General features: G+C 35.0%; 13 protein-coding genes. 2 read left to right on the top strand and 11 right to left on the bottom strand.

Going from position 1 to position 25,399, the window contains the following annotated elements; genetic code table 11:
* Positions 1–36: 36 nt before the first annotated feature.
* The 10 genes from ACFS5J_RS09245 to ACFS5J_RS09290 form a co-directional block, all read right to left on the bottom strand.
* Positions 37–483 carry a GNAT family N-acetyltransferase gene (locus ACFS5J_RS09245; protein ID WP_379811834.1) on the bottom strand — a complete coding sequence of 149 codons (447 nt, stop codon included), beginning with the start codon at positions 481–483 and terminating at the stop codon, positions 37–39.
* 39 nt (positions 484–522) lie between these two features.
* Complete coding sequence (locus ACFS5J_RS09250; protein ID WP_379811836.1) at positions 523–1,503, bottom strand: DUF4837 family protein; 981 nt, start codon at positions 1,501–1,503, stop codon at positions 523–525.
* An 11-nt stretch (positions 1,504–1,514) separates the two neighbouring features.
* Positions 1,515–3,008, bottom strand: a complete 1,494-nt coding sequence (locus tag ACFS5J_RS09255; protein ID WP_379811837.1) for a lytic transglycosylase domain-containing protein — start codon at positions 3,006–3,008, stop codon at positions 1,515–1,517.
* Positions 3,009–3,063: 55 nt separating this feature from the next.
* Positions 3,064–4,251 (bottom strand): phosphoglycerate kinase, encoded by a 1,188-nt coding sequence (locus ACFS5J_RS09260; RefSeq protein WP_379811838.1) that lies wholly within the window; start codon positions 4,249–4,251, stop codon positions 3,064–3,066.
* An 81-nt stretch (positions 4,252–4,332) separates the two neighbouring features.
* The gene (locus ACFS5J_RS09265; protein ID WP_379811840.1) at positions 4,333–5,292 is read right to left on the bottom strand and encodes a PorP/SprF family type IX secretion system membrane protein; all 960 of its coding nucleotides are present in this window, start codon (positions 5,290–5,292) and stop codon (positions 4,333–4,335) included.
* Positions 5,293–5,363: 71 nt separating this feature from the next.
* Positions 5,364–15,173 carry a T9SS type B sorting domain-containing protein gene (locus ACFS5J_RS09270; RefSeq protein ID WP_379811841.1) on the bottom strand — a complete coding sequence of 3,270 codons (9,810 nt, stop codon included), beginning with the start codon at positions 15,171–15,173 and terminating at the stop codon, positions 5,364–5,366.
* 56 nt (positions 15,174–15,229) lie between these two features.
* Positions 15,230–17,755, bottom strand: a complete 2,526-nt coding sequence (locus ACFS5J_RS09275; RefSeq protein ID WP_379811842.1) for a PorP/SprF family type IX secretion system membrane protein — start codon at positions 17,753–17,755, stop codon at positions 15,230–15,232.
* 13 nt (positions 17,756–17,768) lie between these two features.
* Positions 17,769–19,220 (bottom strand): T9SS type B sorting domain-containing protein, encoded by a 1,452-nt coding sequence (locus tag ACFS5J_RS09280; RefSeq protein WP_379811843.1) that lies wholly within the window; start codon positions 19,218–19,220, stop codon positions 17,769–17,771.
* Positions 19,221–19,284: 64 nt separating this feature from the next.
* Positions 19,285–20,559 carry a hypothetical protein gene (locus tag ACFS5J_RS09285; RefSeq protein WP_379811844.1) on the bottom strand — a complete coding sequence of 425 codons (1,275 nt, stop codon included), beginning with the start codon at positions 20,557–20,559 and terminating at the stop codon, positions 19,285–19,287.
* A gap of 18 nt (positions 20,560–20,577) precedes the next feature.
* The gene (locus ACFS5J_RS09290; RefSeq protein ID WP_379811845.1) at positions 20,578–21,024 is read right to left on the bottom strand and encodes a hypothetical protein; all 447 of its coding nucleotides are present in this window, start codon (positions 21,022–21,024) and stop codon (positions 20,578–20,580) included.
* A gap of 400 nt (positions 21,025–21,424) precedes the next feature.
* Between ACFS5J_RS09290 and ACFS5J_RS09295 the strand changes: the two genes are divergently transcribed.
* A complete protein-coding gene (locus ACFS5J_RS09295; RefSeq protein ID WP_379811846.1) occupies positions 21,425–22,573 on the top strand; it encodes a DNA polymerase III subunit in 1,149 nt (382 codons plus the stop codon).
* Positions 22,574–22,578: 5 nt separating this feature from the next.
* A complete protein-coding gene (locus ACFS5J_RS09300) occupies positions 22,579–22,962 on the top strand; it encodes a DoxX family protein (RefSeq protein WP_379812260.1) in 384 nt (127 codons plus the stop codon).
* A gap of 81 nt (positions 22,963–23,043) precedes the next feature.
* Here the strand turns inward: ACFS5J_RS09300 and ACFS5J_RS09305 are convergent, their stop codons facing one another.
* Positions 23,044–25,317 carry a helix-turn-helix domain-containing protein gene (locus tag ACFS5J_RS09305; RefSeq protein ID WP_379811847.1) on the bottom strand — a complete coding sequence of 758 codons (2,274 nt, stop codon included), beginning with the start codon at positions 25,315–25,317 and terminating at the stop codon, positions 23,044–23,046.
* Between the last annotated feature and the right edge of the window lie 82 nt (positions 25,318–25,399).

Here is a 25,399-nt window from a genome sequence, read left to right on the forward strand (position 1 = left end):
AATTTGTTTTGTTTGATAGGCGTTGAATGGAACTATTTAACGCCTTTTCATTTGAATGTGTGGGATGTCATCTTCCAAATACATGTCAGAGGTTTGATCAAAACCATGCGATTCGTAAAACTTTTTCAAATACTGTTGGGCCGAAATTGTAATCTCCGTTTGCTTATAAAATTCACTGACCGCCTGAATGGAAACGTGCATTAAGTCATGTCCAAACTTTTTATCACGGTATTTTGGACTTACCACTACCCTGCCAATTGAAGCTTCATCAAAATAGTAACCTTTGTCAAAAACACGAGCATAAGCGGCCAAATCACCGTTAAAATAACCCAAAACGTGTAAAGCTTTCTCATCTTTACCATCAACATCTTGATAAACGCAATTTTGCTCCACCACAAACACTTCAGAACGCAATTGCAACAACGAATATAGTTCGAAAGTAGAAAGCTCGTTAAAACGCTTTATTTTAAATTCTAATGCCATATAAAAAAGAAAGTTCCCTTTGCAGAGAACTTATATTAATTATTTTAAAAATTTTACCGATTGAATAATCGCTTCCAATTCAAAAACCAAATCACGTTTTGACTTTGATGGATTATAAGTGAATCCTTCCAATACCAAGAAACGATTGTTTTTAGTATCCTTGATAGCGTAGTTTACAAAAGGACCCGCCATAAAATCATTTTTCAATTCCCAAGTTCCTTTTGTCAAATAGGTCTTACGGCCTTCAATTGTAGTATCAAATAGGTAAGGCGCATAGGCTTCTTCGGTAATCATCCAAGTATTGGGTAAAGTTCCGTGAATATTAGCCTTACCAATAGAATCGCGCATGGCAATAATATTCCCGATAACCGAACTGTCATTTTCAATTTTGTTAATCGGAACTTCATACACTAAAATGCTGTTGTAGCCTGATGTAAATTCCTTACGAATCCATAGGAAACCGTCTTTTACCATATCGTACTTGTAACCAAAGCCAATTTTTAAACTCACACCAAATGCATCACGTACTTTTGCATCACTTGTCAAAGCTTTTTTGATGCGTAATTGGTTTTCTTTAATTTCACCTTGCTTAATCGCGTTGGTAATTTCAGTTGCTTTAGCCTCTATTAAACTAAGGATTTCTTCATTGTTACGCCCCACTATTGAAAATACCAACTGTGGTTTTGCATACAGATTTGCTCTTGAGCTAAAACCTGTCTTGTTTGATTTCTCAACAATAATTACATTACGGCTGTTACGAACAAATCCTTCAAATATTTTGGTTGGATATTGATTAAGGCTAAATAACGGTTCTTCTTGCGGAAGACCGTCAACTGGTGCTGCAAATTTTTTGCGAAGCGTATCGCCAATTTCACCTGCCCATAACGATTCATCAATGATTATGGAAACATTATTAATTTTTCCATTAGACTCTGTAAGAATCGCTTGTTTATCTGACGCTGTTTCCTGACAAGAAAACATAATTAACGCACTACATAATAACAGCAATATTTTTTTCATGGTAACAATTTTTATCCGTTTGTTTTTAATTTCATTCCGGGTCTAATTGAGTTACCACTAATACCGTTCCATTTTTTTAAATCATCCGCTGAAACCCCAGGAAATTTCTTTGCGATAGTATACAACGAATCACCCGAACGTACTGTATAAACCCCGCTATTACTAGTGTTGCGCGAAGAGGAACCTCCTGAATAACCACTTGCATAAATTTTTAAAGTTTTTCCTGCTTGGATAGTATTACTACGTAAACCATTCCAACGTTTTAGATTAGCAACAGAAGTATGGTACTTATCAGCAATCACACCAATGCTTTCTCCACGTCTGATTTTATGATAAATCAGATTAGATGTTGGTGCACTTGCTATAGCTGTAGTTTGTATGTTTTCTTTCTTAGCATTCAAATGATCTACATAAGCATAAACTTTGTCCTCATTTGAAAGAAACATTCCTAATTTATTTTTAGGTAAACGTAAAAAATGTGGTTTATCTGCAATATAAGGAATACGATTTAACTTGTAAATAGGATTTAAAAATTCAATTTGCTCTACTGGAATATCCATTAAATCAGAAATTTGCTGGAAAGTGATTTCCTTTTTAACTGCAATTGTATCCGTCTCAAAATAGGTAATATTCGTTTTATTGGGTTGGAAGTTATGATCGTTTTTGTATTCGAAAATATACATCGTTGCTAAAAATGCAGGAACATAGTTAGCGGTTTCACGTGGCAAATTATGACGTATGTTCCAATAGTTTTGACTACCACCAGAACGGCGAATTGCTTTCGATACATTACCAGGACCTGCATTATACGATGCTAAAACCAAACTCCAATCGCCAAAAATATCGTATAAACTTGATAAATATTGACAAGCTGCTTCTGTCGCTTTTATTGGATCGTAACGTTCGTCTACATACGAATTCACTTCAAGGTTAAATTGCTTACCTGTAGGATACATAAACTGCCATAAACCTGTAGCTCCAACTCTTGAACGCGCCTTAGGATTCAACGCCGATTCTACTATGGCCAAATATTTAATTTCCAACGGAACATCGTATTTAGCCAAATGTTCTTCAAACATTGGGAAATAATATTCTGAAATAGCCATTAAACGCTCAAGCGAAGTTTTACGTTTTTTCAAAAATGCTTTGATTACATTTTCTAATGCTGGCGTATACTCCACATGAAAAGGAGTCTTTGCGTCTAAAGCTACCAAGCGCTCCTTAAGCAAATCAGTAGATAAATCAAATGTTACAGTCGAATCAATATTGGTTTCAGAAACATCGGTAACCATAGTTTCAAACAGCTCATCATTGGTAAGTTCAGCTAACCAACGCTCGTCAATACAAGTACTAGTATTGTGATTCACAAAAGTGGTTTTCAAAGAGTCTAAGTACGAAACTTTTGGAAGTACTAATTGAGGTTCATTTAATTCTGCTTCTTGTGCAAAACCAACAGAGGCAGTCAACAATAAAGCAATAATCAGTTTACATCTTTTCATATTCATTCAACATTTAATTTAAAAAAAGGGATTTGGGGGGGAAAGCGAAAGCAATTTTGGATTAATCCAAAATTGCCGCAATACCAGGTAACGTTCTACCTTCAAGCATTTCCAACATAGCGCCACCACCAGTTGAAACATAGCTCATTTTATCTTCAAAACCAAACTGTTTTACAGCCGCTACACTATCACCACCTCCTACAAGAGAGAACGCGCCATTTTTAGTAGACTCTGCAATATAATCACCTAGTTTTACTGTTCCATTTGCAAAAGCTTCCATTTCAAAAACACCTAATGGTCCGTTCCATAAAATTGTTTTTGAATCAAGGATAATACGTTCTACAATATCTAAAGTTTTCGGTCCTACATCCAAACCTTGCCATCCGTCAGGAATTTGTTTCACATCAACAATTTGAGTGTTTGCATCTGCAGCAAATGCATCTGCAGCAACTACATCAACAGGCAAGTGAATTTGAACACCTTTTTCTTTAGCTTTTTTCAATATTTCAATAGCTAATTCTAATTTGTCATCTTCACAAATTGAATTTCCAATAGCACCACCTAATGCCTTGATAAAAGTAAACGTCATACCTCCACCAATAATCATGTGGTTTACTTTATCTAAAATATTCTCAATAATAGTAATCTTTGAAGAAACTTTACTGCCACCTAAAATTGCTGTAACAGGCTTTTCAGAATCACTAAGCACTTTATTGATGCTTACAATTTCTTTTGCTAATAAAGTTCCAAAACATTTACTATCTGCAAAAAATTGAGCAATAATAGCAGTCGATGCATGTGCTCTATGAGCCGTTCCGAAAGCATCGTTAACATAAATGTCACCTAATTTTGCCAATTGTTCAGCAAAAGCAACATCACCTTTTTCTTCTTCAGCATGAAAACGTAAATTTTCCAATAATAGTACTTCTCCAGCTTTTAAATTTGCAGCAGCAGCTTCAGCAGCTTCACCAACACAATTTTCTACAAACTGAACTTTTACTCCTAGTACCTCTTCAATTTTATAAACGATATGACCTAAAGAGTATTTAGGTTCGACTCCTTTTGGACGTCCCAAGTGACTCATTAAAATAACACTTCCTCCTTGCGCTAAAATAGCGTCTATTGTAGGTTTTGCCGCTTCTATACGGGTTGCATCCGTAACTTTAAAATTATCATCTAATGGTACGTTAAAATCTACTCTAATTAACGCTTTTTTATTTTCGAAATTAAAATTTTGAAGTGTTTTCATTCGTTTGTTAAAATTTTATGTTCGGCAAATATAAAATTTTGTGTTTTAAATCGAATACAAAAAAATGTTATAATTATTCATTTAGTAAACTATACGGTTCTGAGTACAAGGACAATTACTTAAGTTTTGTAAGAAATCTAATCCAATTGTAATCATATGTGTACCTGAATTGTAACCAATTATCTCATTAGTAGTAACTTGATACGAATACGCTACGTAAAAATTGCTTTTTTTAAGCCCCACCATTGGTCCTACCGTTACTGGATTAAACGATTGCTCGTTTAAAAAACGTGCGGTTACACCCATCCAATAATAATCTTCAAAACTAAGATATCTGAATTTTAAGTTTAAATCAGTTGTAGAACGACCGTCACTACTGAAATACTGCACTAAAGCAGAAGGTTCCAATTCATAATCTTTATTCCCTGTTCGTAAAATTGTTCCCAAATAAAACTGATAGTTCAATAATAAGTCTGGCTCAATAGCATTAAATTTATCCAAATCCTTTTTCAAGAAGTTAACAGCACTCGCACTGAAATAGAAATCTTTGTAACGGTATAAAAAACCAATATCAAAATTGTAGTTATCTGTTGCGCGATTATCGTCTACAGAAGGGTCGTTCTGACTAGTAAAGTTTTCCGTTTGAATTCTGAAGTGGTTCATGTTAAACGAAAGCCCCAGCGAAAGGTATTGTTCTGTATTATAATCTAAAATTAAGTGCTGCGCAAAAGAGAATTTTGCTCCATACTGACGTGTATTACCATTTTTATCGTTGTAAAAATAAACCCCAACACCACTTCGATCGGCAATTCTAAAGTCACCAGCTAGCGATTGATTTAAAGGAGCGTCTTTGATACCTACCCATTGTGCCAGTCCATTTAAACGCACTCTAGCATTATCGCCAATACCTGCAAATGAAGGTGATATAAGAAAAGGGTTGTCCGCTAAATACTGAGTTTGCGCTGGAATCATCAACTCTTGGGCATGTACTTTTAAAGCAATAACGTTAAGGAGTAAAAAAAGAAATGTATATTTTTTCATTGTATGCATTTTTTAAATATCCCCCAAGCTCTTAATTACTTGGGGGTGTGTATTATTCACTTATTCTTGGGTTATCTGTAAAGTGTGAAGTTACCCACAAACTCTCTAGTATCATCCTCACCGTTCAATTTAACAACGTACCAATAATCACCTGTAGGTAGTAAGTTATTGTTGTATGTACCATCCCAACTTTGTCCTGGTTTTAACGTCATAATTTTACGGCCGTAACGATCAAAGATATAAGACACCATGTTTGGATAATTGTCGGTATATCTTGGACTCCATCCATCATTATTACCATCACCATCTGGTGTAAAGTAATTTGGAATTTCTACATCGTAGAATGTCATAAAGATTGTTTGTACATCCTGACAACCGTTTGCATCTTCTACCATCACAACATAAGTACCTGTATGGTTAATTAAGAATACATTCGTTGATCCCATAGCAACATTATCTACATAATATTGATACCCTCCAGCACCTCCAACAGTTGTTGCAGTGAATTGGTTAAGACCTGTCTCTGCTAAACTTAAAACTGGAGAAGTATAGCTCACGATATTGAAAGTTAATTCTTTCACACAGCCATTTTGGTGTTCTACTGTAACCGTATGCGCTCCTGGGCTAACATTAGTAAAGATATTAGAAACTTGAGAAGTGTTTCCATCTAAGCTAAATGTAAATTCTGATAATGGAACTGAATTATTAACTGAAATAATCACTTCATTTCCTGGTGCATTATCAATACAGTTGTAATTAATATCAAAATCTTCTTGAACGTCAACACCTGGATCAAGTGTTTGTAAGAAATCAAGTGTACATCCATTTGCATCAGAAATCATGAATACATTATCACCACTTGGTAAACCTGTAAATGTGAAATCTCCTGTTAAAGATGATAAAGTTGTAGTTCCGTCTGTTGCTGTATAACCTATATTCATTGGGTTCCCATTACTGTCAGTTGTTGTTGTAGTTCCACCGATGACAGAGAATGAAATCGTACCACCATCACCAAAACATACCTCACTTTGAATATTCAATCCATCCAATTCAATCGGATCTGGCTGAAGAATTGTAAACTCAATAGGAGGAATTGTACATCCCGCCTGATCTTGAACATAAACGGTATAGTCACCTGGTAATAAGTTGATAAATGTTCCAGAATTTACTGATTCATTTGGTGCAGATGATATAGAATATTGGATTAATCCTGTTCCTCCTGTCGCTACTACTGTAATGGAACCGTTAACCGAGTCATAACATGTTAAATCTGTTGACGTTGCAGTATAGGTAATCGGTGTAGGCTCTGTAATTGTAAATGATACGGAAGTACCCTCACAATCACCACTTGTTACTTCAACCGTATATGTTCCTGCCGGTACATTTTCAAAAATACCTGGAGATGTTTGTACAACACCGGCAGTTACTGGAAGTAATTGATACGCATAATTTCCTAATCCATATTCAGCACTTGCATACACTGTAGCAGTACCTCCATTACAACTAATAAATGCATTAGCTGTATCAACAGTCACTACAACTGGATTAACTGGTTCAACAATGATTTGATTTGAAGCAGCAACCACACAGTTATTTGCGTCTGTAATGTAATATTGATAAGTACCTGCTGTAACATTAAATGACATTGAACCTCCAGAAAGTGGAGCAAATGGTCCTGATGGAGAAGTACTATATTGATATGGAGCTGTACCACCTGTAGCAGTTAATGTAATAACAGCATCAACTAAACATGTTGGTGTTGATGTCATTGTTAAGTCACCTGTTGCATTTGTAGCGGGTTCTGTAATAGTAACAGAAGTTGTTGTAAATGTACAGGTGAAAGAATCTGTAATCGTTACTTCGTAAGTACCTGCGCCTAAATTTGCAAAAACATTACTTTGTTGTGGAGCAGTACTTAAACCTGTTACTGTATTAGTTAATACAAATAAATAACCACTTCCTTGACCTCCAGAAACATTTGTTACTGTAATTGTGGCACTAGTATCTCCTAAACATGGTAAACTTGTTGTAGAAGCACTTAAAGTAGCCGAAATAGGTGCTGGGATAGTTAATGTAACATCTTCACTAACCACACATCCAACATTATCACGAACACTTACAGTATATGTTCCTGCCGTTAATCCTGTAAACGTAGATGTAGAAGACCAAGCTGAAACAACACTTCCGCCTAATTCTAATTGATATTCATATGGAGCTCCCCAACCGTTAGTTCCCACAGCTGAAATAGAGCCATCATCACTTGTCGCAACACACGTAATTGGCGTGCTTGAAGTACTAATTGCTAGAGCTGCACTTGGTTGTGCTATACTGAATACAATTGTTGCAGGACAGAAAGGACTAGCCGTCAAAGTTGCTTGAATCTCATAGATTCCACTTGGTAAGTTACCCACACTAAACGGTCCTGCTGATGGACTAGTACCCGAAGCAACTATTGCTCCTGTTGCATCAACAATATCATACGTGAAAGGTCCTGCATCATCTGTAGGTGTTAAGTCTAAATCAATAAATGTAAATTCTACTGTTCCGTCTGTTCCACCAAAACATGTTACATTATTCACCACAGTAGCACTAATAGTAAATGTATTTGGATTCAACACATAGTGAACCGTTTGTGCAATACATCCCGTCGTAGGGTTTTCAACTATGACACTGTAATTGCCAACCGTTAATCCTGTAAAGTCAGGACTTGTTTGTGTAACATTGTATGGGTTGCCATTTAATCCAGTAACGGTATAATTTAATGAAGCTGGTGTACCGCCTGTTGTAGTAACATTAATAGTAATAGCTTCATCATTTGTACACGTTATAGGTGTTGTAACTGTTACGGCTGCACTTGGAAGTGAAATTGCAATAAACGGATTGATTACTGCAGTTGTTGATCCTAAACATCCATTGTTATCGTATACATTGATTGTGTAAGTACCACCTTGAGTATTAGATTCTACATAAGTATTATTATTACCCGATTGTAATACTACACCTCCTTGAATGAATTCATAATTGATATAAGTACCTGAACCTCCTGTAACACCATTAACAACAATTATAGCATTATTCATTGCGTTTCCAGATGTACAAGCAAATTCTGTTACTGTAGGAGCTGGGACAACAATTGCTGGAGCTTCGTTAACCACAACATCGGCTGTTGTTGTACATCCTCTACCAGAAGTAACCATTACAGTGTATGTACCAGCTGCTAGACCCGTAAACACATTTGATGTTTGTGGTGCTACAACTATAGGTGCTGTAATCTCATAAGTATAAATAGGATCAATATTTGAAGCTGTCAAGTTAATTGTAATCACTCCATCAGTACCCAAATTACAAGTAACGTCATTTACAACGCTATTGAAAACTGGCGGTTGAGGAGCTGTTATTGTAACATTTACATCGAAAGTACAGTTTGTTGTAGTATCAGTGATTGTTACAACATATGATCCCGCAGGAACATTAGAGAACACATTACCTGCTAAAGTAATAGGCGCTGTATTCGGCGTAATGCTGTAAGAATAATTACCTGTTCCACCTGCTGCATTTATAGTAATGATTCCATCACTTACCCCACAATTTTGAGCTGCTGCAAAAGTAACCGTTGCAGTTCCATTTAATGGTGGATCAATCGTTATTGTTTGTGTATCGGTACATCCATTTGCATCTTGAACTGTTACCGTATGGGTACCAGAATTCAATCCTGAAATCACAAACGAATAAGACGCGTCTTCAGCATAGGTATTAAATGCTGCACCATCTATACTGTAAGTAAATGGAGCTACTCCTACTGTATTATCTCTTGTAATTACCATTGCGAAGTTACCTTCGTTATTATTACAAGTTGTTGTACCATCAATAGCTAAAGTGATGGCTGGTGTAGTATCTGTTGGTAAAGTAACTGGTACTGTTTGGATACATCCATAAGCATCCAATATATAAACATCGTAATCTCCTCCTTCAACATTAAACACACTTGATGTTTGACCAGCCCAAGTAGCTTGAGTTGGAGCCGTTCCTCCAGCAGGCACTAATTGATATTGGTACGGAGCCGTTCCGTTTGCACCAATTACAGAAATTTGACCTGCATTAACATTACAGTTGTCGTTCTTAGTCACGTTAGCCGTTAAAGACAATAGTACTGGTGATTCTAAAATTGTAAATGTATCTGAAGTTTGTGTACACATAGCGTATGGTCCATCATTCTCAGTAAACAATACATAGTAAATTCCTGGAGGTAGTGCTCCGAAATTTGAAACTGTTGCTGGTGCTCCAGTTAAACCTGTTAAAGTAGCAGCTGAACCAACTGGTGTATTACTTAGACCAGAGTAAATTTGATAAGTAACACTTGTTCCTGAATATCCAGAAATTGTAAACGAAACACTTCCATCATCCGATCCTGTACATGTTACATTGTTAGGTGTAATTGTAGAAATGATTGTAGATAAAGTAGGGATAGGTCCACTTGCCATTTCAAAGAAATAACAATTGGTTGTAGCATCGTAAACGATAAAACTATATACAACCCCTGGTGTTAATCCAGTAAAAGTAGATGACAAACCTCCTGCTGTATCAGCTGGTTGATAAGCTGCACTCGGATAAGTTGGGTAAGGAGCTCCTTGGTAAATTGCAAAATAGTAAGGTCCTCCAGCAACAGATGGATTTAATGACACTACTGCTGTACCACCTGCCGTACAATCTGTTGTCGCAATAGTCAAATCAATATTCAAACTATTTGGTGGAGAAGCAATAAAGATATTATCATTTACTAAAGTACAGCCATTAGCATCTACTACTGTGATAATATATACTCCAAAGTTTAAAATTGTAAACGAATGGTCTTCATTTGTTGTTGTAGCATATGACGCAATATAACCTTCACTATTTGAAAGTGTATAAACATATGGTTGTGTACCACCCGAAACGTTAATTACATCAATAGCGCCTGGCTCAGTACCTGCAGCCCCACACTGAATATCTGTTTTCGTAATATCAAACGTTACTGGATCTGGTTGTGTAAGTGTAATATTTGCTGTTGCAGTACATGCATTTGCATCTGTAATCGTTACAATATAATCTCCTGCAGCAAGACCAGAGGTTTGTGTTCCATAGTCTGTACCGGTAGTAGTATTGTAAACATTTGTTGTGTATGGTGGCAATCCCCCAGAATTTGAAACCGAAATGGCTCCATTTTCATCACCATTGCATAAAATTTGGTTTGTAATTGCTAAAACAGGAGCATTTAAAACTGGTAATGGATTAACCGTTATTGCTGAATTTGTATACGTACATCCTATAGCGTCTGTAATTGTAAATTGGAAAGATCCTGGGTTAGGAGTCGTATATGTAAAAGTAGTTCCTGTAATTGAAACTGGTGCCGATAAAGCTCCGCCATCAATAGCCACCTGATAAGTGTATGGCGCTGTACCTCCAGTAACTGTACCATTGATAACAGCATCTGGTGAAGTAGTACAGTTCAAATTACTTGCTAAACTAATAGTCGCTAACAATTGTGGCGCAATAGTTACTGTTGGCACAGCAACGCTACAACCGTAAGCATCAACTACCGTTATATTATAATTTCCAGGTGTTAAGCCGGAGAAAATATTACTTGATTGATAAGCTCCTCCATTGATACTATATTGATATGGCGCTACTCCTGATGAAGCAGAGATAACAATTGTTGCTGCATTATTTCCATCATAACATAAATCTGATGATGCATCAACCGTAGCTGTAGGTGGAGTAGGAGTTGCAATAGTAATGGCCGCATCAATAGGATCCGTACATCCTAAAGCATCTCTAACAACTACAATATAATCTCCAGCTGTTAAATTTGAGAATACCCCATTCGATTGATACGCTACTAATACGTTTCCTAAATTATCTTCCAATTGGAATTGATAATTTGGTGTCCCTCCAGATGCTGTAGCTGTTATAGTACCGCCTGTAATACAAGTAGCAGGGCTTGTTAATGTAGCATTTCCAACTAAAGGTGTCGGCTCAGTTATAACTTGAGTGAAAGTAAATGCACATGGAGTAGCAGATAAATCGTATTGCACTAACACATTGTATGTATTAGCCACTAATCCCGTAATGATTACTGGAGAAGTTAATGCGTTAACCCAAGTTACTCCATTATCAATTGAATAATAGAAACCATTTGTAGCATCAAAATTTTGTGTTGCAATAGTAATTTGACCGTCTGCAATACCATTACATGTTACATTACTTGAACTTGTAATTTGAGCAGTAAACTCTTGATTACAGTCTACATATATTGGGTATTCTACTTGAGTCGTACATGCTAATGGGAATGAGCCTGTACTTTGATATTGAATAGTAATAGTATGATTACCACAAGCAACATTTACAAATTCATTTGTCGGAACATTTGTATTGGCTACACCATCCATTAAATATGTGTATGTAAATGAGCTACCGTTGCTATCTACTGCTACCGAAACAGTTGCTGTTCCATCACAATTATAAGATGGAGCTGCAATAGTAATTGTTGGATCTAATGGTGCAGGGTCAATTGTAATTGGCATTGGATAAACACATCCATTAGCATCTTGTACATAAAGCGTATAAGAACCTGGCTGTAAATATGCTTCATTTGTTGAAGAATATGTTACACCATTATCAAAGCTATATTGGTAAGGTGCAGTTCCTCCTTGAGGGTTTATAATATGTACTTTACCTTCTCCATTAGGACCACACCCTGCAAGTTCAGTGACTTCGGCTGTTGCAGATAAAGCTTGTGCTGGCTCTGTTATAGTTACTGGTTGAACAGTATCTGTACAAACAACTCCATTAAGTGAATATTGAACTAAAACATTATAAGTGCCAGCCGTCAAGTTTGAGAAAACAGGATTACTACCATATGTTGTTCCATTATCAATACTATATTGTAATATGAATCCGTTTGTATTGGACACATTTACTACTATCTGTCCAGAAGCGTCACCAAAACATAAAATGTTTGTTACGTCTACTGTATAAGTAGGAGGTGTTAATTGATCGATAACAACATCCGTTGTAGCTGTACAGTTGTTATTATCCGTTACAGTCAAAGTATAAGTCCCTGGTGTTGTTATTGTAAATTCAGGTACCGCTTGGAAACCTGCTGTTCCAGAAATCGTATATGTATAGGGAGGCGTTCCTCCAGAAGGGTAAGCTGTAATTTCGCCATCCGTACACATTAAAGGAATTGTTACGGCTCCAGTAAGTGTTAACAACGGAGGATTAACAATTGTTATCGTTTCGGTATAAGCACATCCATCAGATGTAGAAACATTTACAGTGTAAGTACCTGGATTTAAATTTGGGAATGTATAATCATTTCCATTAATTGGTCCTACAGCGTTTACTAATGTTGAACCTTGATATAATTCATAAGTATATTGTGGCTCAACATTATTTACTTGGATACGAATACTACCCTTATCGTCATAACACAATGGTTGAGTAACCGTTGTATCAACATCAAATTGACGCTCTAAAACTTGAATGTTTTCCAATTCGTAAATACATGCCCCAACACTATCACCAATAGGTTTAACGTAAACTGTATATACTCCTGCTGTACTAACATTGAAAACATTACTTGGCTGCCATGGTCCCGCATCACTTACAATACTAAATTCATATCCAGCTGGAACACCATTAATTGTTATAGTTCCATTTGTTGTACAAATGATATCCGTTGAAGTGAAAGTAGGGGTGAACTCATTTTTATAAACATTAAAATAAAATGTTCTAAAACATCCGTTTTGATAGACAACTCTCATACGATATTGTCCTGAATTTCCTGCGTTATAGTTTACACCACTACCTACTTGATTCCATGTACATGATGTATTAGTATTTGGACAGTCGGTATCTGTTACAGCGGCACAACTAGACTCGTCTAATTTTTCCCAAATGATTATTGAAGCATTTACACTTGTTGTTTTTATTAAACGTTTTTCACCACCACATAAATAGAATTTACATAAGTCCTGACCATCATTTGGACATGTAACTACAGTATCCGCATGTGGAATCAATGGATTTGGAATGGTTACAGAATTGAAATTTACAACATTGAATGTTTCTACAATTGATAAACAAGGAGCTGGTGCAGTTTCAACAAGAACAAAAGTTCCAGTTACTGCAGCTGTGAATGTTTGACTGGTTGCGCCTGGGATAGCATTTGCAGCAGTTGGTGGCGAACCATTATGCCATTGATATGAAGTATACCCGTTTGAACCTGTCAATGTAACATTACTACCACATAAAACAATATCTTCCTCAAAAACACAGTCATCAATATCAACTATAAAATTCGTTGTCCCTGGCTCCAAAAACATACAAGTATCAATAGAGGAAGCACTAGGCGCTTGGCTCTCTACGACATTTCCTGAGTTTAAACTACTATACGTTTTATAAGCCAAATTTTGAATCTCATTTGAACAAGCATCTTTAATATCTTCACAAGATTCTACAACTTTTACCTTTATACGAATTTGGTATAAAGCCCCACCTTCAGTTACTAAACTGTTTGGAATTGTAAATACCAAGGTATTAGTCGCCGCATCAAAAGTATAAGTAACACCAGGTGGTAAAACTAAATCAGCTGGTAAAAAAGTAACGTTTGTAGGTAAAACATCAGTAATCGTAAAATTAATTGCATCGTCATTTCCGATGTTTTGGAAGTCTAACTCATAATAAATTTCTTGACCTAAATTAACAGTACTGTTTCCAATATCGGCGTCTGCTAAATCCTTAACATTTTTAATCAAATTAATTTGTGGTTGAATAACCTCAATCGCAAAAGCATTCATGAAGTATACATATGCATCACCAGACGTTTGCAATTGAACCGTTGCAGAAGTTTGGTTGTTTCCAATAACTGTGTTACCAGGGTTCAATATATTTAAAACGCCAGAATCATACCCTAAAGTATTTCCAGAATTCGGTACTCTTGTTGTAAAAGCACCATTAATATCATTAATTGTACTATTAAAAAAGTTATCCGCCGGTCTCGTAGGAATCGTTATATCTGTTCCATTAATACGCAAACGATCTCCAGATATCCCATAATCTCCCTCTAGTGCCGCAAAAGCCAACTTAGCTCTTACAGGACCTACGGGTATAGTGGTAAAACCTGACATTGGTATATCCATTGTATTTGTACCTTGAATTCCACTAAAACCGTCAAAAAGAGTTATATTTTTTGCACTTGCTGCAGGGTCCTCATATACTATAAATAATGACCATCCTCCGGATGTTCTATTGCCTAATCCTGATTGAACATTTGCAACGGTGTAGGTTCCATTTGCATCAGTTAAACCATTTAATATTGTTGTAACATCATAATAAGCGGCATATCCCGGTCTATTACTTCCCGAAACACTAGTTGGAAATGAATCATATATAAGTGTACCTGTTAAAGTTACATAAGCGCCACCAGGAACTTTAAATTTAACTTCATTCAACTTATTTCGATTGACTTCATCATCTACATCATCACCATTATAAACACCTGCCCAATACAACATAGCATATTGTATCTTATAACATCCAACATTAGTTGATGGAATTGTCAAATCCGCACTGGATGAATTAAACGTTGTTGCATCACTATCAATATCGATGTATTGCATGTTCAAGTTGTCATTCACATCTGTTCCATTGTAGGGAACATTTGGTCCATTCGAACCGCTATCACGATTCATGACATTATTCCCAATTTGCAACATATCCCCTTTTACGGTAGTGTTATATTGCACACCAAAAGGAACATAGTTCTGCGACTGACCGCTGAACCAGACTGTCATCAACATGACTAGCATGAGAAGTCTTTTTAAGGTAGCTTTTTGTTTCATAATTGTTTAGGTTTGGGTATTATTTTTACTATAGCAATAGTTTTAATTTTTTGTTATTACTCTACTTTTACAATAAACATATTCTTGTTATACGATGTAGAACCTTTTGCCCCTAAGGCATTCATAGCAGAAGATAGACTATCAAAATGGTTGATGTAAACATAATATGTTGCATTATGAATGTTATAAAATAACTTAACATTTGAACCACCTGAAACTACAACTTGTGCGATATATGCATCTCTTTCTTTTGTATCCTTGAATGTGTCTAATACTAAGTAATATCCTGAAGCAACACCGTTCAATTTGCTGATAATCGGTATATTGTTTGTATCACCTGAAACATCCTCAGTATTATTATCTGTTTGATTTAACACAGCACCTTGGTTTTGAGCCTTGTTACTGCTATTTTTAATATTTTCTAATGACATTTGGTCATTTAAGATACGTTGTTGTTCACTATCGTATTCTGCTTTCTTAATTCTTCGTAAACGTTCTGCCTCTTTCTCTTCTTTAATCTGAATCATTTTCTCATCAGCAATACGTTCTAAATTGATATACTCTTGACGTTTTACTTTCAAATTATCAATTACGTCTTGATAATATTTATTCAACATTTTCAAACTCTCAGCATCAATTCCTTGCGCTTTAAGTTCATTGATTCTGTCTTTGTTCGACGCCTCAATTTCGATAATTAAGTCATTAAACACTTTTTTATTCTCACTAATTTCAGCTTTAACCTCTGCAATCTGAGCATTTACTTGAGTGGTACTAACGAATTTTCTTGTTTGTGTTTCTGCGTTTGGATCGCCTTCTGATAAATACGCTTTTAAATCTAAATCTTGCTCTTTAACAATGTCCTCTAGCTTCTGAATTTGAGCATCTGAATTCTTCGTTTTCTTAGCGATTTCGTTTTTATAAGTATCCAATAAACTATTTGAAACATTAAGATCTGCTTCCATTTTAGCAATTTTATCTTCAACCTTCATACTTGCGCTCTCTTTTGCTAAACGATCTGCATCTGCTTTCTCTTTAGCCAATCTATCCGCTTCTGCCTTTTCTCTCGCTAATCTGTCTGCCTCTGCTTGTTCTCTTGCTAAACGATCTGCATCCGCTTTCGCTTTAGCCAATCTTTCCGCTTCTGCCTTTTCTCTCGCTAATCTGTCTGCCTCTGCTTGTTCTCTTGCTAAACGATCTGCATCCGCTTTCGCTTTAGCCAATCTATCCGCTTCTGCTTTTTCTCTCGCTAATCTGTCTGCCTCTGCTTGTTCTCTCACTAATCTGTCTGCCTCTGCTTGTTCTCTTACTAAACGATCTGCATCCGCTTTCGCTTTAGCCAATCTATCCGCTTCTGCCTTTTCTTTTGCTAATCTGTCTGCCTCTGCTTGTTCTCTTGCTAAACGATCTGCATCCGCTTTCGCTTTAGCCAATCTATCCGCTTCTGCTTTTTCTCTCGCTAATCTGTCTGCCTCTGCTTGTTCTCTTGCTAAACGATCTGCATCCGCTTTCGCTTTAGCCAATCTATCCGCTTCTTCTTGGGCTAAATCATCTTTAACAGGCTCTACTTTTTTAACAACAGGTTTTGCTTTTGCTGGTGCTGTCTTAGGTTTTGTACTTACAGGTTTTTTCTTGTTTACTTTTTTAGCTTGTTTCCAATGATTATAAGTTTCTTCATAATCAGTAAATGAATAACTCAATGAAAATTCATGACTTGATCCAAATAAAGCAGTATTGGCTATCCCCATATTATAAGAATAACCTATTTCAAATTTTTCGGTAATATTAAAACCAACACCGGCATTAATACCATATAAACTATTATACCCCCCTTGTACCCAACCTAAATCGGGCTGATCAAGTAATAACATACCTGAAAAACCAGTTGTTTCACTAGTGTTTTCAACTTGAACCATTGAAGAAAAATTAGCACCATCAAGAATATTATAATAACTATACAATTCCTTAGTATACATAGCATATCCTAGGAATCCTCTACCAACAATATCTTTTGCAGATTGACTTGTTGTTAAATTATAAGCTATATAATTTGTGGCAACTACACCCACATCAAAACCTCCAAAATTATAATTCAATCCAGGACGAAATGAAATTATATTGGATTTATCTTGATTAAAAAGTAGGGGTTCTGGTGATTCAGTTATAGAACGTGATAAATCAAACTTACTAGAATAAATGTAAGTATTTAAACCAAAAGTTAAATTGGAGTAATCATCGAATGGTAAGTTGTGTGAAAAATTTATAATTCCACCAGTGTTAGTCAGAACACCTATGGACTGGTTGTAGATTCCAATAGCAAAACGTGTTTCATTAGCAATCTTACCTTGGTAATTCGCAAAATATAAAACAGGAGCATTTTCAAATTCTACAGACTGATGTTTATTCGATACTGTAATACTGGGTGCTTTTTCGCGTGCATAACTAAAAGCAGGGTTAATAAGAAAGCGATTTAATTTTATTGAATTACGCAACGATACATCAATACCCGTATGAGCATTTTCTTGGGAAAAAATACTATTAAAACATAAAATCGTAAAAAATAAAATGTAAAGTTTTGCTTTCAATATAATGAAAAATTTATCTAATAATCGTTAAAACACCTTGTTTGACCACTTTATCATCTTTTGTTACCACATAAAAAAAGAAGGCACTTGACTTTAATATATCATCCGCACTTTCTGGCCAATTATTCTGATAATTATCTGTTGATAAAACTGATTTTCCTGATGCATTTAAAATCTCCAATTTTACGTTATTACTATTAATAAGTTCATTTGGTAATTTAAATTTATCGTTAATTCCATCTCCGTTAGGACTGATAACATTTGTAATTTTATCCACACTAGGTTCTTGTATAATAAAAGGTACTTCAACAGAGGTTATGCAACCCGAATTTTGTGTTACCCTTACCATGTATTGTCCAGATTCTGAGATTGAAATGGTGTTTGTTGATTCCGATAAAAGCGATGCTCCCAAAAACCATTCATAGGTAGGTGAATTAGCATCTGTAGTTACTTCAACTGCTATTGTTTCTCCATAAGTCAACTCGTAAGGTGAAGTTATGTTTAAATTTACATTAAAAGATTCCGCATTAAGTACAAATGGGTTAGTTTCGATTACGCAAGATCCATTGTCAACTGTCGCTTTATAAGAACCAGCTGAAACAGCTTGTAATGTAGCTGCAGTAGCACCATTAATAGGATTTTGGTTTAAAAACCATTGTATAGTATATCCCGTAGGATTGGATATGTCTAAAGAAAGTGTAACAGGCGTACCCTCACAAATAGTAGTAGTTTGAGGTGTCGCTGAGATTGTAACTGCTCCTGCTGAAGCTTGAGATACTGTTACTAAACGTGATTTAGATTGGGACGAAGGCGTACACACCCCATAATTCGTTTCTACAAAATATTGTCCAGGTTGATTAACAGTTAGGGTAGGACCAGACCCTACAACAACATCGCCCGTACCTTGAATTTTGCGCCAAGTGTAATTTAACGATGGATAAAAAAGAGGGGAATTTGAATTACCAGAATCGTAGATAAAAAGTGTATAACTAGAACCTGTACAGTAGGTTACATTATCTACACCATTAGGAATATTCAAATTAATTTCTTGGTTGTGTAACATATAATAAGCATCAAAAGGATCAGTTTTGATGCTTGTAGCAGCTGGAGCTGAACTTTTTACTCGTAATTTATAATTTGCCCCATAAGTAGTAGTAGGCAAAGTGAAATTCATGAAGAATTGAGAAGCAGTACCTCCTTGCGTAACTGTAACAGGGCTAATTGGAATAATGTTTGTAGAAAAGTCATCATCAGACATTTCTAAGGAAAACTGATTGCTAGCTTGTAAATTAGCAATAGGTGAAACCGTAAAAGATATTGAATGGTTGGTATTAACATTAACACTCTGACATAAGAATGAAAATCCTAGTGTCGGTTTAGAGATAGCTATGCTCTGCCCGAAAACAGTGTTTATCGAGCAAAATAATAGTACTGTAAAATAGGTTAATAATTGCTTTACCAACATTATTATTTTTTGATTTGGGTTTGGTTAATTTAAAAATAATATAGTGGTTAATAGCAGTAATTTTTTAATTTATACTTCCAATTTTGATTCTGAAATCTGGTGATTTTAAACTTACAGCATCTACAAACAACTCTTCGCTATTTGTTTTTGAATATACATTTCCAAAAGCTTTTGATGCATAGTAAAATTCTAAATCGTCATTCAAAACACCACCTTTTTCGGTTATTATATTTTTCTTACAGTTATTGATGAATACACGTTGTAATTTGATTTTATTCAAATTAGCATCTGTAATATCAATTTCATCATCCAACAATAAAGCCGAATCAAAACCAGATATCACACTGTTTTTCAGCAACATATTGCACTTGTTATGAACAAATACGGCTTCTTTAATCAATCCATTAGCACTTTGGTTTGACTCACTTTCATTTAAGATTGTAAAGTATACTAAGTTCACATTTGTAGAAGGCTTAGAAAAATCTGTCAAATCAAAATTCTCATAAGGCCTTACGGTAACAGCTCTAAAATCAGAATTAGCAGAGAAGAAAGGGTAGCGAATAGCTAAACCATTTTCAACATTCGCATTAGCTCCTTGAGAAAATTCGTAATCACTGTTTTTAGAACGATATGAAACCAACTTAGTTGCTTTAACATTTCCTCCTATAACTTTGAATGAATTTCCGTTTGAAACACTAATCTGAATCGATTCTAAAACCGTTTGACTTCCTACTGCAACTAACGATAATGCACTATTGGTTTCATAACGCGTTTTTCCTTTTCCTGCAAATTCAATGCGTACATTTTTTAAAACACCTGAATTATCCTCTACAAGATCTCCACCACAATTTTTAAAATTGGCAGGTATTTCACTTTCTATTTTAGCAATATTACCATAAGTATTCAATGGCGCTCCTCCTAAAATATAGATTCCTCCCCAATCACCAGGCTTACGCTCATTAACTGGTTTATCCGATGTAAATACAATTGGATTAACAACATCACCTTGAGCAATGATTTTTGAACCCTTAGTAATTATTAAACTACTGTACTCATCAGAACTTGCTCTAATAATTGTACCAGGCTGAATTGTTAATGTTGCATTATTGGTAACATGTACCTCACCAATTAAATTGTAAGTTTCTAGATTCGACAATGTAAGATCCGAAGAAATTTTACCGCTCAAAATTTTGGTAGTCTTAGGATAGTCCTTGTGGACTGGATTAAAGGTAGACCATCCATTCAACCAATTACTACTTCCAACAATACCTAATTCTTGTTGAGCCTGACTCGCAAAGCCAACAAGAAAAACCGCTACTAATAAAAGGTTTTTTTTCATAATGTATTAATTTAAGGTTTACTCAACCCCAATAGTATGAACAAGCTTCAGTACTTCCTCATAAAAAAGGATCGATTTTATTATATTATCTGTATCAGAATATGGTAAAATAGCCTTTAAAAAATCTTCATTATTATTCAAAAAAAGTGTTCGGTTTTCGATTTCTGAGTCGAGTGCTTTTATATTTTCTTTTGAAGTAGGGATTCCTAAATCAGTGAAAGTTACCCCTGATTTATTAGAAACACCAAAATATTGAATCACACTAAACAAAATTTTAACGCGTTCAACATATAACGGTATCAACTGACCTTTAGTCATACCTTTTAATTCTTTCAAATCGTGGTATTTACTAATCCCTCTGATGTTGATCACAACCTGAGGTTTGTCTCCTTTCTGGGCTACAGCATCGCTAGACCCACAAAATGATAGCGTTAAAATAAAAGCAAAAATGTAAAGTTTTCTCATAATCTATTGTATTAGTATATCTATTTTAAAAACCAAACTACAATATTTTTTGTTTTTAACAAAATATTTTGAATGTAAATTTAAACAAATAAATTTGCATTTCATCGGTTTTAATTTGTTTTTTACAAAACTCACTGTTTTCAGGCCTTGCGGAATGTTGCGCAAAGTTCTTACTTCTTTAACTTCTATTTATCAAATTAATATAAAGATATTGTTAATAATTAAATGTTAAATTTTAAGAAAAATCTAACCTGATTGGTTTAATACTAAAACCCGTACCTTTTTGTCAAATTGTCGGCTAAATTATAATAATTTATCGCTTGACCATAGAAAAAAACAAATAAATTTTAACAAATAAAAAAGCACAGTTTTTTTAAAATAAGTATTATATCTTTGTTTTATGCTTTTCAAAGAAATTTTAGGTCAGGAACATATTAAAAATCACTTGATTAAGAGTGCTGATGCTCAGCGCATTCCACATGCACAACTTTTTACAGGCCCAGAAGGGAGCGGTATGTTAGCATTAGCAATTGCTTATGCGCAATACCTACTATGTAAAAATTCGATTGAAAATAATTCGGGTAATGCTGCTTGTAATTTAAAGTTTGAAAATTTCTCGCATCCCGATTTGCATTTTGTTTTTCCTGTAGCTACAAATGACAGTGTAAAATCACATCCAGTTAGTGCAAATTTTTTACCTTCTTGGCGTGAATTTCTTCACGAAACACCTTATGGGAGTTTATTTGATTGGTACCGAAAAATTGGTGTTGAAAAAAAGCAAGGTCAAATAGGAGTGGATGAAGCTACTGAAATAAATAAAGCTTTATCCCTTAAAGCCTATGAAGGAGGTTACAAAATAATGATTATTTGGATGGCCGATAAAATGAATACTGCAGCAGCCAACAAATTATTAAAACTTTTAGAAGAACCACCAGAAAAGACAATATTTATCCTAATAACAGAACAACCCGATGATATTCTTCAAACCATTTCATCGCGTTGCCAAAATATTAATTTCATTGGATTAAGTGAAGCTGTAATTGCTGACGGTTTGGTTTCACGTGAAAACTGCGAACCCAATACAGCGAAAAAAATTGCGCATCAAAGTGAAGGGAATTACAATAAAGCACTTCACCTTTTGCATAATGATGCTGATGAATATCCTTTCGAAGCTTGGTTTGTCCAATGGGTGAGAAGTGCATTCCGTGCAAAAGGTAATGCAGCAGCTATTCAGGATTTAATTACTTGGAGTGAAACAATTGCATCATTGGGAAGAGAAGTACAAAAGCAATTTTTACATTACTGCATTCAATTTTTCCGACAAGCTTTATTAGCCAACTATCAAGCGGATAGCTTGGTCTTTTTAGAAACAAAAGAAGCTAAATTTGAATTGCATAAATTTGCGCCCTATGTTGATGGTGGTAATATTGCCGATATATATGCTGAACTTGAAAGTGCAATTTATCACATCGAACGTAATGGAAACAGTAAAATAATTTTAACCGATTTATCTATAAAACTAACACGATTAATACATAAAAATCAATAATTATGATGGCACAAGCAACCCCAATTTTAATCTTAGCGCTTTTGGCAGTAACTTTTTTACAATCTGGATATGATAAAATTAAAGATTGGAAAGGAAATGTTGAATGGCTTAAAAGTCACTTTTCGCAATCTATTCTAGCCAACCAAGTACCACTAGCATTATTCACTATTTTAATTTTAGAAATTTTTTCTGGTGTTTTATGTGTATCGGGTATTATTGAACTTTTCGGTAGTCCTTCAAGTGAAGTAGGATTATACGGAGCAGTTTTATCTTCTATTACTCTGATATTCTTATTATTCGGTCAGCGCATTGCAAAAGATTATGATGGTGCACGTACTATTGTCATTTATTTTATTCCTGCTGTAATGGCGGTTTACCTTTTGAGCTAAACATAAGATAAAAAAAGAAAAATGGGGAGTAGATGTTACTCCCTTTTTTTATAAAATCAATTTATGAAATCTTATCTATTTTTATTTCAAACTAGCCTTATACAATCGTAACTCATCCCACGAAAAGGCATCGCCGTGCTTTTCTTTTAATTCTCCCAAACTTTCGTCTTTATAATTTTCAAAAGCTTTCGTTAAAGCCCAAACTTTTTCTTCTGATAAAAGATCCGACAAGCGTACTTCTTCAGCTTGGATCAATCTTGCAAAGTGATTAAAAATTGTTTGTGGTGTAAGTTTCCGTTTTTGGGCAATTTCGTAAATCGTTAGGTCTTGTTTCCAAAGTATCAAAGTCTCTTCAATAGTTGATTTCTTTTCCTTCTTCTCCTTTTTATCTTTAGTATTCTCATAGTACGAAGAGTCCGTTTCATCTGCAATTAGTGCAGCAAATTCAGTCCTGAAACGTTCAGCTACCACAACCAATTTGTTAATTTTGTATACACTAGCGTCTTGTGTGATTAAATTCTTTTTGGAAATTTCGTTTCCTTCTGCAACAATTCTAAGCAGTTGCTTTACTTTTTTAAGCTGTAAAACCGCCATTATCTGCATTTCTTCCAATAGCATTAATTCATCATAAAATGCTTTTACTTTTTTGGTACGTTTTATCTCTTCAATTTTCAGCAATAAATCCTCCACAACTTGATCTAAAATCTTAAAGAAATAATCATAAGCGGCATCGCAACGTTGCGCAATAAAATCAATATTGAAATTTTCCACATTGAATAGTTTGTACAATTGAGACTGAAATTTTTGCCCAGGAATATTTAAAACTTCCATTTTCTCATATTGCAACTGCGCCCAACCTTGATGTTTCGATTTTGGAGATTTTGGCGCTTCCGCTTTAAAACTATAAAATAAATTGCGCCATTCTTGAATTAATTCTTTGAAATCGAATGCTTTAAACAACGATAACAATAAGAAATTTTTAGTTTCTAAAGCCAATGATTCTTTTAAAGTATGTTCAGTGGCTTTATGATTTGCATATTGCAAAACATCTTCATCGCTCGAAATACCATTCATATTGAGCTTTGAAAGCAAAATAAGCCCTTTTAAAGAACGCAAACGTGAAAGTGCTACATAGGCCTGCCCGGGCGCAAAAACTTGCGACACATCAAGCGCTGCTTTGTCAAAGGTTAGTCCTTGGCTTTTATGCACCGTGATAGCCCAAGCTAATTTGATGGGGTAGTGCACAAATGTTCCGATTACTTCTTCTTCAATTTCTTTTGTATTAGGGTTAACCGTATACTTGATATTTTGCCATTCATATTTTTCTACTTCAATGGTTTTGTTTTCTTCAGGAAAGGAAACTAAAATTTCATTATCAGATAACGATTTGATAATCCCCATTTTACCATTAAAATACTGCTTTTCAAAATTCAAATCGTTTTTTACAAACATAATTTGAGCTCCAACTTTGAGCTCTAGTTGTTCGTCCAAAGGATAAATTTTTTCTGGAAAATCGCCAACGATTTCCGGATAGTAAGAATATGATTTTCCCTTTAAATCTTTAAGCGATTGTTCATTAATGGCGTTTGCCTTGGCATTATGCGTGGTAAGTGTAATAAAACCTTTGTTCTTTTTCAAGTCAAATTCAGGTTGAACGTATTCATTGAGAATGGAAACATCTTCAGCCGTAATTTTATTTTGACGCAGATTATTCAACAAACCAATAAATTCAGTGTCACTTTGACGAAATATTTTTTCTAATTCAATGTAGAGTGGGGGATTTTGCTGAATAACATGAGAATGAAAAAAAAACATTCCTTGGTAATATTTACGCAAAACCTGCCATTCTTCATTTTTAACTACAGGTGGTAATTGTAGTAAATCTCCTATAAATAAAACTTGAACACCTCCAAATGGTCGCTCTAGTCTACGTACTTTTCGCAACATAAAATCCATAGCGTCAAGCACATCTGCACGTAACATCGAAACTTCATCTATTACAAGAAGCTCCATATTGCGAATAATCGATTGCTTGGTGGCATTCATTTTAAAATGACGTGTTAACGAAGCTCTACTTTCATATTTAACACTGCCAAAAAAACTAGCAACATCTTTATTATCAGGTAAAAAAGCAGCAAAAGGGAGTTGGAATAGTGAATGTATTGTGACGCCACCAGCATTTAAAGCAGCAATACCTGTAGGTGCAACAACCACCGTATTCTTATGTGTAGTAGCAATAATTTCTTTTAAAAGAGTAGTCTTTCCCGTTCCCGCCTTGCCTGTCAAAAAAATTGACTTTTGCGTTTGATTGATAAATCGTAGGGTATATTGAGCTTCGGCAGCGATAAATTCCATTGGGCAAATAGTTTACACAAATAAACGAAATGAAAATCAATAAAAAAAGCCCCGATAAACGGAGCTTTTCATAAGTATAAAT

The sequence above is a fragment of the Flavobacterium chuncheonense genome, assembly GCF_042686145.1.
Taxonomy (GTDB): Bacteria; Bacteroidota; Bacteroidia; order Flavobacteriales; family Flavobacteriaceae; genus Flavobacterium; species Flavobacterium chuncheonense.

Excerpts from the sequence above, each read along its gene's own strand:
- ACFS5J_RS09245 (WP_379811834.1), bottom strand. The coding sequence starts at position 483 with ATGGCATTAGAATTTAAAATAAAGCGTTTTAACGAGCTTTCTACTTTC.
- ACFS5J_RS09250 (WP_379811836.1), bottom strand. The coding sequence starts at position 1,503 with ATGAAAAAAATATTGCTGTTATTATGTAGTGCGTTAATTATGTTTTCT.
- ACFS5J_RS09255 (WP_379811837.1), bottom strand. The coding sequence starts at position 3,008 with ATGAATATGAAAAGATGTAAACTGATTATTGCTTTATTGTTGACTGCC.
- ACFS5J_RS09260 (WP_379811838.1), bottom strand. The coding sequence starts at position 4,251 with ATGAAAACACTTCAAAATTTTAATTTCGAAAATAAAAAAGCGTTAATT.
- ACFS5J_RS09265 (WP_379811840.1), bottom strand. The coding sequence starts at position 5,292 with ATGAAAAAATATACATTTCTTTTTTTACTCCTTAACGTTATTGCTTTA.
- ACFS5J_RS09270 (WP_379811841.1), bottom strand. The coding sequence starts at position 15,173 with ATGAAACAAAAAGCTACCTTAAAAAGACTTCTCATGCTAGTCATGTTG.
- ACFS5J_RS09280 (WP_379811843.1), bottom strand. The coding sequence starts at position 19,220 with ATGTTGGTAAAGCAATTATTAACCTATTTTACAGTACTATTATTTTGC.
- ACFS5J_RS09285 (WP_379811844.1), bottom strand. The coding sequence starts at position 20,559 with ATGAAAAAAAACCTTTTATTAGTAGCGGTTTTTCTTGTTGGCTTTGCG.
- ACFS5J_RS09290 (WP_379811845.1), bottom strand. The coding sequence starts at position 21,024 with ATGAGAAAACTTTACATTTTTGCTTTTATTTTAACGCTATCATTTTGT.
- ACFS5J_RS09295 (WP_379811846.1), top strand. The coding sequence starts at position 21,425 with ATGCTTTTCAAAGAAATTTTAGGTCAGGAACATATTAAAAATCACTTG.
- ACFS5J_RS09300 (WP_379812260.1), top strand. The coding sequence starts at position 22,579 with ATGGCACAAGCAACCCCAATTTTAATCTTAGCGCTTTTGGCAGTAACT.
- ACFS5J_RS09305 (WP_379811847.1), bottom strand. The coding sequence starts at position 25,317 with ATGGAATTTATCGCTGCCGAAGCTCAATATACCCTACGATTTATCAAT.